Source organism: Glycomyces sp. MUSA5-2 (assembly GCF_037034145.1).
GTDB lineage: Bacteria > Actinomycetota > Actinomycetes > Mycobacteriales > Micromonosporaceae > Glycomyces > Glycomyces artemisiae.
In genome coordinates, this window is the sequence record NZ_JBAGKG010000007.1 from 194,438 (window position 1) to 209,043 (window position 14,606).

At 72.7% G+C, this 14,606-nt stretch carries 11 protein-coding genes and 1 pseudogene; 9 read left to right on the forward strand and 3 right to left on the reverse strand.

Features of this window, described 5'->3' with window-relative positions:
- The first annotated feature begins 37 nt into the window (after positions 1-37).
- A complete protein-coding gene (locus WA640_RS21900; RefSeq protein ID WP_335990523.1) occupies positions 38-1,729 on the forward strand; it encodes a DUF2264 domain-containing protein in 1,692 nt (563 codons plus the stop codon).
- On the opposite strand, the gene WA640_RS21905 is transcribed toward WA640_RS21900, so the two are convergent.
- On the reverse strand, positions 1,711-2,931 hold the full coding sequence (locus WA640_RS21905) for an ROK family transcriptional regulator (protein WP_335990525.1): 1,221 nt from the start codon (positions 2,929-2,931) through the stop codon (positions 1,711-1,713). The genes WA640_RS21900 and WA640_RS21905 overlap by 19 nt on opposite strands.
- A 39-nt stretch (positions 2,932-2,970) precedes the next feature.
- Entirely contained in the window at positions 2,971-4,212 is a 1,242-nt protein-coding gene (locus WA640_RS21910) for an ROK family transcriptional regulator (RefSeq protein WP_335990528.1), read from the reverse strand.
- Positions 4,213-4,351: 139 nt separating this feature from the next.
- Here WA640_RS21910 and WA640_RS21915 point away from each other — a divergent pair, with 139 nt between their 5' ends.
- From WA640_RS21915 to WA640_RS21950, 8 genes and pseudogenes are all read left to right on the forward strand, one after another.
- The gene (locus WA640_RS21915) at positions 4,352-6,028 is read left to right on the forward strand and encodes an ABC transporter substrate-binding protein (RefSeq protein ID WP_335990530.1); all 1,677 of its coding nucleotides are present in this window, start codon (positions 4,352-4,354) and stop codon (positions 6,026-6,028) included.
- 34 nt (positions 6,029-6,062) lie between these two features.
- Positions 6,063-7,052 (forward strand): ABC transporter permease, encoded by a 990-nt coding sequence (locus WA640_RS21920; RefSeq protein ID WP_106365507.1) that lies wholly within the window; start codon positions 6,063-6,065, stop codon positions 7,050-7,052.
- Between the two features lie 12 nt (positions 7,053-7,064).
- The gene (locus WA640_RS21925; RefSeq protein ID WP_335990532.1) at positions 7,065-8,069 is read left to right on the forward strand and encodes an ABC transporter permease; all 1,005 of its coding nucleotides are present in this window, start codon (positions 7,065-7,067) and stop codon (positions 8,067-8,069) included.
- Positions 8,066-8,944 carry an ABC transporter ATP-binding protein gene (locus WA640_RS21930; RefSeq protein WP_335990534.1) on the forward strand — a complete coding sequence of 293 codons (879 nt, stop codon included), beginning with the start codon at positions 8,066-8,068 and terminating at the stop codon, positions 8,942-8,944. The genes WA640_RS21925 and WA640_RS21930 overlap by 4 nt, the downstream gene beginning before the upstream one ends.
- Positions 8,941-9,852: an ABC transporter ATP-binding protein gene (locus WA640_RS21935; RefSeq protein WP_335990536.1), complete on the forward strand. Its 912-nt coding sequence runs from the start codon at positions 8,941-8,943 to the stop codon at positions 9,850-9,852. Before WA640_RS21930 ends, WA640_RS21935 begins: the two co-directional genes overlap by 4 nt.
- A 55-nt stretch (positions 9,853-9,907) precedes the next feature.
- Entirely contained in the window at positions 9,908-12,436 is a 2,529-nt protein-coding gene (locus WA640_RS21940) for a glycoside hydrolase family 2 protein (protein WP_335990539.1), read from the forward strand.
- A gap of 141 nt (positions 12,437-12,577) precedes the next feature.
- Positions 12,578-13,462, forward strand: coding sequence for an RNA polymerase sigma factor SigJ (gene sigJ / locus WA640_RS21945; protein ID WP_335990540.1), 885 nt, complete (start codon positions 12,578-12,580; stop codon positions 13,460-13,462).
- A 12-nt stretch (positions 13,463-13,474) separates the two neighbouring features.
- Positions 13,475-13,789, forward strand: a pseudogene (locus tag WA640_RS21950) (DoxX family protein); the annotation flags it as partial.
- A gap of 37 nt (positions 13,790-13,826) precedes the next feature.
- On the opposite strand, the gene WA640_RS21955 reads toward WA640_RS21950, so the two are convergent.
- Positions 13,827-14,567 (reverse strand): TetR/AcrR family transcriptional regulator C-terminal domain-containing protein, encoded by a 741-nt coding sequence (locus tag WA640_RS21955; RefSeq protein ID WP_335990542.1) that lies wholly within the window; start codon positions 14,565-14,567, stop codon positions 13,827-13,829.
- Positions 14,568-14,606: the final 39 nt, after the last annotated feature.

The following is a 14,606-nucleotide window of genomic DNA, read 5'->3' on the forward strand; positions in this document are numbered from 1 at the left end:
TTGCAGGACCGCCCGCGCGTTGATAGCGTCTGCCAGCGTGACTTCACCGCAGCGCACGTTCGGGCCCTTGGACCAGACCCACGCCGGATGGGGCGCCGCGGCGCTGGCGATAGGAAGGCCCGCCGTCGAACTGGCCGTGCAGGGCCCGGGCGCGATGCCCGTCACCATGTCGAACCACTCCCACCGCGAGAACTGGTTCGAACTCCTCACCCGCCCCCTGTGGGGCCTCACCGCCGCCAAGGACCACGTCCCCGACACCGTGTGGGAGCCCCTCGCCGCGGCCCTCGCCCGCGCCCTCGACGACGAGGACGACTGGTACATCGGCGACGCCGCCCGAGGCGGCCAGCGCATCGTCGAGGCCGCCTCCGTCGGCTGGGGCCTCGCCGCCGCCCCCGAGAAGCTCTGGGAACCCCTCGCCCCCAAGGCGAAGGACAAGGTCGCCGCCTGGCTCGGCCGGGCGTACACCGCCGAGGTCGCCGACACCAACTGGCACTACTTCCCGGTCTTCGCCGGGCACGGCCTCAACGCCGTCGGCGTCGAGACCGACCCGGCCGTCGCCCGCGCCCACCTGGAGCGCATGGGGGAGATGCTCCTCGGCGACTCGGTCTTCGAGGACGGCCCCGGCGGCCGCGTCGACTACTACAACCCCTTCGCGTTCCACACCTACGCGCTCCTGCACTACAGGCTCTCCGGCGACGACCGCTACGTGGCCAACGCGGCGGCCTTCGCGAAGCGCTTCGGCTCCTGGTTCGCCGCCGACGGCGCCGCCGTGCCCTACGGCCGCAGCCTCGGCTACCGCTTCGCCCAGTCCTCGTTGTGGGGCGCGCTGGCCGCCGCCGACGTCGAGGCCGTCCCGTGGGCCGAGGCCGCCGGGCACGCCCGCCGCCACCTCGACTGGTGGTGGCGCCGCCCGATGCTCGACCCCGAAGGGCGCCTCACGGTCGGCTACTCCTACCCCAACGACGCCGTCGTCGAGCAGTACCTCACCGCCGGGTCCCCGTGGTGGGCCACGAAGGCGTTCATCGGGCTCCTCGCCGGGCCCGCGCACCCGTTCTGGACCGCCGACGAGGCCGTCCCCGGCCCGGTGATCGAGCCGCACAAGGCCGCCCGCGCCGTCCACGTGCGCGACCGCGCCGGGCACGTGACGCGCCTGAACGGCCAGGCCTGGCACCCGTGGGCCCGGGGCGGCCAGGCGGCGTACGGGAAGTTCGCGTACTCGACGCTCGCGGCGTTCTCCCACGCCGTCGCCGGGCCCGGCCTCGAAGCGGCCGTCCCCGACGGGGCCCTGCACCTCTCGGAGGACGGGCGGCACTGGCGGGGCCGCGAGGACTCCGACGACGGCGTGATCGACGAGAACGGCGTCCTCACCGTCGACTGGCAGCCGTGGGAGGACGTGTCGATCACGACCTCCCTCGAAGCGGCCGTGGACGGCTGGCACGCCCGCGTCCACGTCGTCGACACCGGGCGGCTGCTCTACACCGGCGAAGGCGGCTGGTGCGTCCCGAAATCGGGGCACGTCGCCCAGGTCGGCGAGTCGAAGGTCCTCGTCACCAGCCAGGGCCTGCGCACGGAGATCATCGACTCGGGGACCGGCCGCGAGGCGGGCCTCATCGAGCCGATGCCCGGCACGCACCTGTACTGGCCCGCGACGGTCCTGCCGGTCCTGCGGGGCGTCCTCGAACCGGGGAAGTACGTGCTGAAGTCCCTGATCTACCTCGGCACGGAGTGAGCGGTCGGCAACTCCGGGTTCGGTGACTCCAGGAGGTTGCGCAGGACCACCGCGGCGCCGCCGAGCGCCGCGGCCTGCGCGACGTCCCCGGCGAGCTCGACCTCCACGGTGTGGACGTGCCGCATGAACACCGACCGGTTCAGCCACTCGTCCAGCACGTCCCGGTAGGCCTGCCCCGACTCGGCGAACGCCTTCCCGGCGAGCACCACCCGGCCCACGTCGAACATGTTCACGAGCGTGACCGTGGCGACCGCGAGGCGCTGCGCGGAGTCGGCGATGAGCGCGGCCGCGGCCGGGTCGCCCTCGCGGGCGGCGCGGCCGACCCGGTTGAAATCGGTGAGCGTGTCGGTGCCCAGGCCGAGCCGGGCCGCGAGCTGCGGGTCCTCCATAGCGCGCTCCACGACGGGGCGCGGCCCGGCCACGGGGTCGAGGCAGCCGCGGTTGCCGCACGAGCAGTCCTCGCCGAGAGCGTCGACCGAGATGTGGCCCAGCTCGACGCCGTTCGAGGTCACGCCCCGGTACGGGTGGCCGTCGAGGATGACGCCGCCGCCGATGCCGCCCGACATGAACACGACCGCGAAGCTCGACCCCGACCCGCCGAGGGTCTGCACGCCGATCCCTGCGGCGGTCGCGTCGTTCTCAAGGGCCACAGGGAGACCCGTCGCCGCCGCGAGGGTCTCGGCCAGCGGGTAGCCGGTCCACTCCGGCGTCGGGTGCGGCGTGATGACCACGCCCGCCTCGCGGTCCTGCGGGCCGTACGTCGCCAGGCCGATGCCGAGGACCTTGTCGCGCGGCACCGCCGCGTCCTCCAGCATCGCCCGCACGTGCCCGGCCAGGTCGGCGACGACCGTCGCGAGCGGCCGCTTCCCGGACCCGGGCATGTCGTGGCGCACCACGACCCGCCCGGCCAGGTCGACCACGACGGCCACGGCCGCGAACTGGTCGAGCTGGACGCCGACCATGTAGCAGGCGTCGTCGCGGATGCCGATGAGGCGCCTGGGGGTGCCGCGGTTGGCGGGCACGGTGCCGACCTCGTGGACCAGGCCGAGTGCGGTGAGCTTGCGGACCGCGTGCGTCATGGTCGCCTGCGTCATCCCGGTGGCCTCGGCCAGCTCGACGCGGCTGGCGGCCCCGCGCTCGCGGATGAGGTCGAGCACCACCGCCAGCGTGGGCAGGCGGGTGTCGGCGCCGAACGAGCGCAATGCGGGCTCCTTACTCGGGGTGCACGGGCGGGTATCACCTTACTGGACAGGTCCGGCCGGGGACGCGGAGAAAACGACGGGCGGTGCGGGCGCCCCCTGCATGGTCCGCAGCACGTGGAGGGCCCCGCCGAGCGCCGCCGCCGTCCCGGTGTCGGCCGAGACGAGCACCTCGGGGCGGCTCAGGGTCCGGCTCAGTGCGAGCCGCTCCAACTCGGCCGCGACCCGGTCGCGGTAGAGGGCCCCGGCCACGGTGAACGCCGGTCCCGCGAGGACCACGGTGTCGAGGTCGAACAGGTTCACGAGCGTGACCGCGGCCCGGCCGATCCAGGACGCCGACCGCTCCAGGATCGCCGCGGCCTCGGGATCGCCCGCGCGCCAGGCGCGGGCGATCCGGTCGAAGTCCGCGAGCGCGCCGTCCCGCGCCCCGACCAGTCCGAACCGCTCGGCCAGATCGGGGTCGTCGAGGGCCCGCGCGACGACCGCCTGGGGCGCGGCCTCGGCCTGCACGCAGCCCGCGCCGCCGCACACGCACGGCGTCGCCCCGCCCGCGAGCGGCACGTGCCCGATCTCGACGGCGTTCGAGGCCCGGCCCCGGTAGACCTCGCCGTCGACGATGACGCCGCCGCCGATCCCCGCGGCCATGTACACCAGGCCGAACGTGTCGGTCCGCGCCTCGCCCGCCCACAGCTCGCCGACCGCCGCGGCGGTCGCGTCGTTCTCCAGCAGCACCGGCAGGCCGAGCCGGTCGGCGAGCGCGCCGGTGAGCGGGTACTCCAGCCAGTCGGGGCCGGGCTGGGCGGTGAGCAGCACGCCCCGGTCGAGGTCCTGCGGCCCGTGGGTCACCAGCCCGGTGCCCAGGACGCGCTCGCGCGGCACCCCGGCGCGGTCGAGCAGCGCGCCGACGTGCCCGGCGAGCGCCGCGATCGTCTCGTCGGGGCCGCTGCCGCCGGTGCCCGGGAGGTCCGCTGCGGCGATGCGGCCCCCGGCGAAGTCGAGGACCTCGATCGTGGTGGTGGTGCGGTCGATCTGGACGCCGACGGCGTACCAGGCGTCGGCGACGAGCTGGAGGAGCCGCCGGGGCTGGCCGCGGCCGGGCTGCGGGTCGCGCCCGCTCTCGCGCACGAGCCCGTCGGCGATGAGCGGCCGCACGGTGTTCGTGATGGTGGCGGCGGTGAGCCCGGTCCGCTCGGCGAGCTCGACGCGGCTGATCGTGCCCTCGGTCCGCAGGAGGTCGAGGACGCGTCGGGCCGCGTTCGCGCGGGCTCCGCCCCGGTGGAGCATCGGCGGCCTCCCTCGGAAGTTCATCGGATCTTATTCTTGACACCTTAAATTTAACAGGTTAATAATTAGCCCGATGCCCGAGCGGGCGCACCCCCTCCAGTTCCGCGGGCGACGGCGCCCCGGACCCGAAAGGACGACGATGTCACCCAACAACGGACTGCGGCGCCGCGCCGCCGCCGCCCTCGCGGGCGCGGCCGTGCTCGGCCTCGCGCTCACCGCTTGCTCAGGGGGCTCCGGCAGCTCCTCCTCCAGCGACACCCTCGTGGTCTACACCGGACAGGCCGGCGACTACCAGATCAACTTCAACCCCTTCTCGCCCACCAAGATCGGCGGCATGGGGACGATCTACGAATCCCTCTTCTTCTTCAACAAGGCCCAGGTCCAGGACCCGGTCCCGCTGCTGGGCACCGAGGAGGCCTGGAACGAGGACGGCACCGTCCTGTCCGTGACCCTCCGCGACGACGTCACGTGGAGCGACGGCGAGGCGTTCACCGCCGACGACGTGGTCTTCACCTTCGACCTGCTCAAGGCCACCCCCGCGATCAACGGCGGCGGCTACGACGGCACGGCCGCGGCCGTCGACGACACGCACGTCACCCTCACCTTCGAGACCCCGATGTTCACCAAGGGCCCCGACCTGCTGAGCACCCCGATCGTGCCCGAGCACCTGTGGGCCGACGTCGACCCGACCGCCGACGTCGTCGAGGAGCCCGTGGGCACCGGCGCGTTCACGCTCAAGGAGTTCAAGCCGCAGGCGTACACGCTCGCGGCCAACCCCGACTACTGGGGCGGCGAGCCGAAGATCAAGGAGATCCGGTACCTGTCCCTGTCGGGCAACCAGGCCGGGGCCGACGCCATCGCCGCGGGGACCATCGACTGGCAGACCGGGCCGATCCCCGACATCCAGAACACGCACCAGAACTTCCCGAACTACGACGCGTACACGCAGTGGCAGAACCAGATGGTCCTCGGGACCTGCTCCAACCCGGACCTCGGCTGCGAGGGCCCGCAGACCGACCCGGCGGTGCGCAAGGCCCTGTACTACGCGATCGACCGCGACCAGCTGAACTCGCTGGCGTTCATGGACACCGCGAACGAGGTCTCGCCGGTGTTCACCCTGACCCCGAGCCAGGACCAGTTCGTCTCCGCCTCGATCGAGGAGAAGACCGCGCCGCAGACCGCGCAGGCCGACACCGCCACCCAGATCCTGGAGGAGGCCGGCTGGGTGAAGGGCTCGGACGGCATCTACGAGAAGGACGGCGAGCGCCTCTCGCTCACGATCGAGGTCGTCACCGGCTGGACCGACTACATCACCGCCGTCGACACCATGGCCTCGCAGGCCAAGGAGGCCGGCATCGAGCTCACCGCCGCCCAGTCCTCCTGGAACGAGTGGACCGACCAGCGCCTCAAGGGCGAGTTCCAGCTCGCGATCGACTCGCTGTGGCAGGGCCCGACGGCCGACCCGTACTACCTGTACAACTACTTCTTCGTCTCCACCGCGACCACGCAGGTCGGGGAGTCCGCGGGCAACAACTACGCCCGCTTCAGCGACCCCGAGGTGGACGCCGCGCTCGCCTCGCTCTCCTCGCTGCCGCTCGACGACGTGGCAGCCCGCCAGCCGTACTTCGACACCATCCAGGCCGCGATCTGGGAGGACATGCCGTACGTGCCGATCATGACCGGCGGCACCACGAGCGTGTGGAACACCGCCGAGTTCACCGGCTGGCCCTCGGACGAGGACCTCTACGCGTTCCCGGCGGTCTGGTCCGCCTGGGACTGCGCCGAGATCTTCAAGCACCTCGAACCGAAGGGCTAGCGGGCCTTCGCCCCCGAGGAGGAGTCGAGACACAGTGAACTACTTCCTGCGCAAACTGAGCTTCTACGCCGTGGCCCTGTGGGCGGCGCTGACGCTGAACTTCGCCATTCCGCGGCTGCTGCCGGGCAACCCCGTCGACATCCTGCTGGCCAAGCTCCAGCAGCGCGGCGAGACGGTGACCCCGGAGACCCGCAAGGCGTACGCGCTCCTCCTCGGGGGCGACTCGTCCGATCCCCTGTGGATCCAGTACTGGGACTACCTGAAGAACCTCGCCAAGGGCGATCTGGGCGTCTCGGTCAGCTACTACCCGGCCAAGGTCTCCGACGTGATCCTCACGTCGCTGCCCTGGACGGTGGTGCTGGTCGGGATCGCCACGATCCTCGCGGCGGTCCTCGGGGTCCTGCTCGGCGCGGTCGTCGGCTGGAAGCCCGGGACGTGGCTGGACTCGCTCGTCCCGTCGACCACGCTCCTGGCGGCCGTCCCGTACTTCTGGCTGGCGCTCATCCTCGCCTACCTGCTGGCCCGCGTCCTCGGCTGGTTCCCGCTCCAGGGCGGCTACGACGTGGTCCTCACCCCCGGCTGGAACGCCGAGTTCATCGGCTCGGCGATCCAGTACGGGTTCCTGCCGGCGCTGACGATCGTGCTCGCCTCGGTCGGCGGCTGGCTCCTGGGCATGCGCAACATGATGGTCTCGACGCTCTCGGAGGACTACATCCTCACCGCCGAGGCCAAGGGTCTGTCGCCGCGGAAGATCCTGCGCTCCTACGCCTCCCGCAACGCCGTGCTGCCGTCCGTGGCGGGCTTCGCGATCTCCCTCGGGTTCGTCGTCTCCGGCTCGGTCATCACCGAGCAGGTCTTCTCCTACCCCGGGATCGGCGGGCGCCTCCTGGGCGCGGTCACCAACAACGACTACGCGCTCATGCAGGGCGTGTTCCTGTTCATCACCCTCGCCGTGCTGGGCGCGAACCTCCTGGTCGACCTCCTCTACGGCCTCATCGACCCCCGCACCCGGGCGCGGACGTAAGGAGCGGCGACCATGACGAACCTCAAGCCCGCCAACACCACCCCCGTCGCCGACGCCGCGGCCGCGGACCCGGCGGCCCCCGCCGCCCGCGCCCGCTCCGGCTGGCGCTCCCTCCTGCCGACCATGACCCCGTGGCTCGCGATCGGCCTCGTCCTCGTCGCCGGGATCGGCCTGTTCGGGCTCCTCGGGCCCCTGTTCGTGGGCGACCCGCAGCAGATCCGCGACCAGGGCCTGACCCCGCCGTCGGCGGAGTTCTGGCTCGGCACCACCCAGACCGGGCAGGACGTGCTCGCGCAGCTCGCCTACGCGACCCGCGGCTCCCTCCAGATCGGCCTGCTCGTGGGCGTCCTCGCCACCGTGCTCTCGGCGTTCTTCGGGATCTACGGCGCCTACCGCGGCAAGTTCCTCGACGACGCGTTCTCCTTGTTCACCAACGTGTTCCTGGTGATCCCGGGCCTGCCGCTGGTCATCGTCATCTCCGGGTTCGTGCCCCGCGAGAGCCGCGGACTGTGGACGATCGCGGTGGTCCTGGCCGTGACCGGCTGGGCCGCCTCCGCGCGCGTCCTCCACGCCCAGACCCTCTCGGTGCGCCAGCGCGACTACGTGGCCGCCTCCCAGGTCTCGGGCGAGCGCCCGTGGCGGGTCATCGTGGTGGAGATCCTCCCGAACCTGCTGCCGGTCATCGCCTCCCAGTTCGTGTTCGCCGTGATCGCCGCGATCCTCGGCGAGGCCGGGCTCTCCTACATCGGCCTGGGCGCCTCCAACTCCGCGACGCTCGGCACGATGCTCTTCTACGCGCAGAACGGGTTCGCGCTCTCGCTCGGCGCCTGGTGGTGGTTCGTGCCGCCGGGCCTGATGATCGCCCTGTTCGGCATGGGCCTGTCGCTCGTGAACTTCTCGATCGACGAGGTCATCAACCCCAAGCTGAAGAACCTGCGCCAGCACCGCAAGCGCGCCCGCCGGGCCCTGCGCCTGGAGCGGGAGCTCGCGCGCCGCACCAAGGAGACCGACCGATGACGACCGCCCCGACCGCGCCGCCGGTGCTCACCGTCGAAGACCTCACCGTCGTGTACGAAGTGGACGAACCCGTCACGGCGGTGCGCAACGCCGACCTCACGCTGCACCGCGGCGAGATCCTCGGCCTCGCGGGCGAGTCCGGCTGCGGCAAGACCACGCTCGCGTACGCCGTCAACCGGCTCCACCGGCCCCCGGCGCGCATCGCCTCGGGCCGCATCACCTTCCACGACCGCAGCGGCGAGGACGTCGACATCCTCGCCCTCGAAGACCGCGAACTGCGCGCGTTCCGCTGGGACAAGCTCTCCATGGTCTTCCAGGGCGCCATGAACGCCCTCAACCCGGTCGGCACCGTCCGCGCCCAGCTCGCCGACACCCTCCGCGCGCACCGGCCCCAGATGGGACGCAAGGAGATCCGCGACCGCTCCGAGGACGTGCTCCGCCGCGTCGGCGTCGACCCCCGCCGCCTCGGCTCCTACCCGCACGAGCTGTCCGGCGGCATGCGCCAGCGCGTCATGATCGCCATGGCCATGCTCCTGGAACCCCAGATCATGATCATGGACGAGCCGACCACCGCGCTCGACGTGGTCGTGCAGCGCGACATCCTCCGCGAGATCGTGCGCCTGCGGGACGAGCTCGACTTCGCGGTCGTCTTCATCACCCACGACCTGCCGCTGCTGCTGGAGATCAGCGACCGCATCGCCGTGATGCTCGAAGGCGAGATCGTCGAGCTCGACACCGCCGCCTCGCTCTACCGCGACGCGAAGCACCCGTACACGCAGAAGCTCCTGGGCTCCTTCCCGAGCCTCTCGGGCGACCGCGGCGCCTTCATCCGCACCGGCGTCGACCAGACCACGCAGACGGGAGAACCGGCATGACCGGCGTGCACGTCACCGACCTGGTGAAGGACTACACCATCCGCAACGGCCTCAAGCGGACCCGTCTGCGCGCCGTCGACCACGTCAGCCTCGACCTCACCCCCGGGCGCACCGTCGCCCTCGTCGGCGAGTCCGGGTCCGGCAAGTCCACGATCGCGAAGATCCTCACCCGCATGGAGTCCCCGACCTCCGGCGCGGTCGAGGTCGTCCGCGACGACGGCACGCACGTGGAGAAGGCCGCCTACCGGCGCGAGGTCCAGATGGTCTTCCAGGACCCCTTCGCCTCCCTCAACCCGTTCCACTCCATCGAGCACCACATCGCGCGGCCCCTGCGCATCCACAACCGCACGGCCGCAGGCGAGGAGACCCGGCAGCGCGTGCTGGAGATGCTCGAACGCGTCAACCTCACGCCCGCCGAGAGCATCGCGCCCCGGCGCCCCCACGAGCTCTCGGGCGGGCAGCGCCAGCGCGTCGCCATCGCCCGCGCGCTCGCCCCCGGCGCCAAAGTGCTCATCGCCGACGAGCCCGTGTCCATGCTGGATGTCTCGATCCGCCTCGGCGTGCTCAACCTCCTGGGCCGCCTCCAGCGCGAGGACGAGCTCGCGGTCCTGTACATCACCCACGACCTCGCCACGGCCCGCCACTTCTCCGACGAGATCACCGTGCTCTACCGCGGCCGCGTCGTCGAACGCGGCCCCGCCGACGCGGTCATCCTCGACCCGCACCACGAGTACACGAAGCTCCTCGCCGCCGCCGCGCCCGACCCCGAGCGGCCCGGCCGCGTCACCGCCGACGCCCCGGTCGACCGCGACGCGATCGACAACACCGCCTGCTACGACCACTTCGCGGGCGAATGGCGCGAAGCGGGCGTCCCCGCCGCCGACGCGAAGCCGGTCGCCCGCACCTGACGACCGCGCGGGACCGGCGCTCCCGCGAGACCACCACCGACCATTGAGGACCCATATGACCTTCCTTCCCGACACGTTCCGCCCGCTCCACGAGGGCTGGACCCTGACCGCCGCCGCGCTCCCCGCGGACGCGCCCGTCGACACCGCGGCGCTGGCCGCGGGCGTCCCGGCCGCCGTCCCGGGCGAGGCGCACCTGGACCTGCGCCGCGCCGGGCTCATCGCCGACCCCTTCGACGGGGACAACGAGGCCGCGCAGCAGTGGATCGGCGACACGTCCTGGCGGTACGAGACCGCGTTCACGTGGACGGACGACGGGTCGGAGCGCCAAGACCTGGTGGCGCTCGGCCTCGACACCGTGGCGGCGGTGGAGCTGAACGGAACCGAGGTGGGCCGCACGCAGAACCAGTTCCGGTCCTACCGCTGGGACGTGCGCGGGCTGCTGCGCGAGGGGGAGAACACCCTCGCGGTGGTCTTCGCCGCCCCGGTGCCCGAGGCCGCCGCGCGCGCCGAGCGCGACGGGGCCCTGCCGCACACGAACCACCACGCGTACAACCAGCTGCGCAAGATGGCCTGCTCCTTCGGGTGGGACTGGGGTATCGACGTGGCCGGCGCCGGGATCTGGAAGCCCATCGGCCTCGACTCGTGGTCGGGGACCCGCATCGCGGGCGTGCGGCCCCTGGTCGACGTCGTCGCCCGCGAGGACGGCGGCCACGACGGGCTCCTCCGCGTCCACGTGGACATCGAACGCGCCCAAGGGGACGGCGACGTGGACGTCCTCGCCGTCGTCACCGACCCCGACGACTTCCCGCTGGAAGCGGCCGCCACCGTCCCCGCCGGATCGACTTCGGCGGTCATCGACATGACGGTCGAGGACGTGCGCCGCTGGTGGCCCGTCGGCCACGGCGACCAGCCGCTGTACGGCGTCGACGTGGCGGCGGGCCAGGGCGCCTGGCGGGGCCGCGTCGGCTTCCGCACCGTCGCGCTCGACACGGCCCCCGACGCCGCCGGAGCCCCGTTCGACCTGCGCGTCAACGGCGAACGCGTCCTCGTGCGCGGCGCCAACTGGATCCCCGACCACGCGTTCCTCACCCAGATCGACCGCGACCGGTACGCCCGGCGCGTGGCCGACGCGCTCGACGCGAACGTCAACCTCCTGCGCGTGTGGGGCGGCGGGATCTACGAGTCCGACGACCTCTACGACCTCGCCGACGAGACCGGCCTGCTCATGTGGCAGGACTTCCTGTTCGCCTGCGCCGCCTACAGCGAGGAGGACCCGCTGCGCTCGGAGGTCGAGGCCGAGGTCCGCGAGAACGTGGCCCGCCTGACCCCGCACCCCTCGCTGGTGCTGTGGAACGGCAACAACGAGAACACGTGGGGCTCGGTCGACTGGTCCTGGGCGCACCGCCTCGGCGGCCGCGGCTGGGGCGACGCCTACTACACGGAGCTCCTCCCCGCGATCGTGTCCGAACTGGACCCGACCCGCCCGTACTCGCCCGCGAGCCCGTACTCCTTCGGCGACTACCGCCACCCCAACGACGAGCGCTACGGCACGATGCACATCTGGGACGTGTGGAACCGCGTCGACTACACCGTGTACGCCGACTACCGGCCGCGCTTCGTCTCCGAGTTCGGCTTCCAGGCCCCGCCCGCGTGGTCCACCCTCGCCGGGGTCGTCCACGACGAGCCCATGGACCCCTTCGGCCACCAGATGCTGGTGCACCAGAAGGCGAACCAGGGCAACGCGAAGCTCCAGCGCGGCTGGCAGGGCCACCTGCCCGATCCGCGGTCCATCGAGGACTGGCACTGGACGACGCAGCTGAACCAGGCGCACGCGATCCGCTTCGGCGTCGAGCACTTCCGGTCCCTCACGCCCCACAACACCGGCACGATCCTGTGGCAGCTCAACGACAACTGGCCCGTGGTCTCCTGGGCCGCGGTCGACTTCGCCGGGCACCGCAAGCCGCTGTGGCACGCCCTGCGCGACATGTACGCCCCGCGCCTGGCGACGCTCCAGCCCCGCCCGTCCGAGCAGGCCTTCGCCGAGGCGTGGGAGGGCCTGGTGCCCGAGTTCGACACGCTCGCGCTGGTCCTGGTCAACGACACCGGCGAGGACTACGAGGGCGCGTTCACGCTCGTCCGCGAGTCCTTCGACGGGACCGTCCTCGCCAAGGCCGCCGTGGACGTCGCAGTGCCCGCGCGCGGCGCGGCCACCGTCACCGTGCCCGCCGAGGTCGCCGCCTTCGGCGACCCGGCCGCCGAAGCCGTGGTCGCCGCCTGCGACGACGGGGCCTTCGCGCCCGCGTTCCGGTACGGCGCCGAGGTCGTCGACCAGCGCCTCGACCCGAACCCGCTGCGCGTCGAAGCCGCTGCGGCAGAAGGAATCGTGGAACTGCGCGTCACCGCCGTCTCCCTGGCGCGGGACGTGTTCTGCCACGCCGACACCGTCGACCCGCACGCCCGCGCCGACCGGGGCATGGTCACCCTCCGCGCGGGGGAGACCGCCGTGATCCGCGTCGAGACCCCCGCAGGGGGCGCCCCCGAGGCGTTCGCCGCCGCCCTGCGCTGCGCCAACGACCTGCTCTAGCCGACGACTCGCCGCCCGGCCTCGCGGCCGGGCGGCGCGCCTCTACTGCGGTTTCGGTCACAATCCTCCTACGGTTGTCACACCACAGGTGCCCGTCCGGCTCTCAGATCGGCAACAGCACCCGCCGACCGAGGAGGCCCCATGGACCCCGGCGCCGACACCGCCACCGCGGTGTTCACCGACCACCGCGAACTGCTCTTCGGCATCGTCTACGCGATGCTCGGCACCGTCGCCGACACCGAGGACGTCCTCCAGGAGACCTGGCTCTCCTGGGAGGCCCGCTCGCACGGCGACCCGATCGAGCACCCCCGCGCCTACCTCGTGCGCGTCGCCGTCAACGCCGCGCTGGCCCGCCAGGACGCGGTGCGCCGCCGCCGCGAGACCTACATCGGCCCGTGGCTGCCCGAACCCGTCCCGACCGGGCCCGCCGAAGCGGACGGCGCCGACCGCGCCGTCCGCGCCGAATCGGTGTCCCTGGCGCTCATGGTGGTCCTCGAATCGCTGACCCCCGCCGAGCGCGCCGTGTTCGTGCTCGCCGACGTCTTCGGCTACGGACACAACGAGATCGCCGCGATGCTCGGGCGCACCCCCGCGGCCGTCCGCCAGACCGCGCACCGCGCCCGCGGCCACGTGCGGGCCCGCCGCCCGAAATACGAGGTCGACCCGGCCGTCCACCGCCAGGTCACCGAGCGGTTCATGGCCGCCGTCTCCGGCGGCGACCTCGATGCGCTCATCGCTCTGATGGCCCCCGACGTGGTCCTCACCTGCGACGGCGGCGGCCTCGCCCCCGCGGCCGGGCCGCGCCCCATGCACGGGCCCGAGCGCATCGCCGAGTTCCTGGCCGGGCGCTTCTACCGCCGCGGCGAGGGGCTGACCGTCGGCTTCCAGCCCGTCAACGGCTCCCCCTCGGCCCTCATGGTCCGCGGCGGCGCCGTCGTCGGCGTCCTCATGCTCGACCTCCACGGCGAGGCCGTCACCGGCGTCTACGCCGTCACCAACCCCGAGAAACTCACCCGCCTCCACTGAACGGAGCCCGCAATGTCCACGCTCTACCTCGTCCTGGTCCTCGTCGGCGGCCTCGCCAACCTCGGCTCCGGCCTCGGCGCCGTCGCCCGCCTCAAGGTCATCCTGCCGCTCATGGACGGCGCGCACGTCCCGCAGTCCATGCTCGTCTTCCCGATCGGCGTCCTCAAGATCGCGGGCGGCCTCGGCCTCATCGCCGGGCTCGCCTACCCGCCGCTCGGCATCGCCTCCGCCGCGGGCCTGGTCCTGTTCTGGACCTGCGCGGTCCACACCCACGTCCTCGCGAACTTCTGGCCCAAGGAGACCGTCGGGACGTTCTCGTTCCTCGGCCTCGCCGCCGCCACGCTCGCACTCGGCCTGGCGCCCTCTAGCCCTTCCGCGCGACGAGGTCGCCGATCCCGACGAGGAGCCGTTCGAGCCCGAACTCGAACGAGGAGTCGTGGTCGGCGTCCCCGTGGTGCCGCGCCTCCTCGGCCACCCGGTGCGCGGTCGGGAACCGCTCCGGGTCCAGCACCAGGTGCAGGAACGGCTCGTGCGCCTGCCAGAACCGCTCCTCGGTGCGCCCCGCCCGCTCGTCGCTCTCGGCCTGCCGCTGGAACCGCGCCGCGCCCGAGACGAAGCTCGTCAGCGCCATTACCGCCGCGTTCATCTCCGCGGCGCTGAGCCCCGTCCCCTCCAGGGCCGCCAGGTCCCGGTCGTACTTCGCGGTCACGTTGGGCCCGAACGCGGGCCGCGCCGCGGGCAGCTCCAGCAGCCACGGGTGCCGCAGGTACCGCTCCCGGTCCTGCCGCGCGATCGCCGCGCACCGCTCCCGCCAGTCGCCTTCCGCCGCAGGCGCCTGCGCCGCATCGGCGAACACGTGGTCGAGCATGAGCGCGTACAGCTCCCGCTTCCCCGGCACATGCGTGTACAGCGACATCGTGCCCGCCCCGAGCCGCTCGGCGACGCTCCGCATCGTCACCGCCCCGATCCCGTCGGCGTCCGCAATAGCCACCGCCGCCTCGGCGATGGCGCCCACCGTCAGCCCGCTCCCGCGGCTCGGACGCTCCGCCGTGCGCCACAGCAGCGGCAGTACGGCACCGGGATCAGGCCATCGTTGCGAGTTCACGCGCCGATTCTAATGCCTTGCCGTACCCGGTACGGCTGA

Bases quoted from the DNA above. Each gene is read 5' to 3' on its own strand.
- WA640_RS21910 (WP_335990528.1), bottom strand. From the start codon at position 4,212: ATGCTCCACCGGGGCGGAGCCCGCGCGAACGCGGCCCGACGCGTCCTC.
- WA640_RS21915 (WP_335990530.1), top strand. From the start codon at position 4,352: ATGTCACCCAACAACGGACTGCGGCGCCGCGCCGCCGCCGCCCTCGCG.
- WA640_RS21925 (WP_335990532.1), top strand. From the start codon at position 7,065: ATGACGAACCTCAAGCCCGCCAACACCACCCCCGTCGCCGACGCCGCG.
- WA640_RS21930 (WP_335990534.1), top strand. From the start codon at position 8,066: ATGACGACCGCCCCGACCGCGCCGCCGGTGCTCACCGTCGAAGACCTC.
- WA640_RS21935 (WP_335990536.1), top strand. From the start codon at position 8,941: ATGACCGGCGTGCACGTCACCGACCTGGTGAAGGACTACACCATCCGC.
- WA640_RS21940 (WP_335990539.1), top strand. From the start codon at position 9,908: ATGACCTTCCTTCCCGACACGTTCCGCCCGCTCCACGAGGGCTGGACC.
- sigJ (WP_335990540.1), top strand. From the start codon at position 12,578: ATGGACCCCGGCGCCGACACCGCCACCGCGGTGTTCACCGACCACCGC.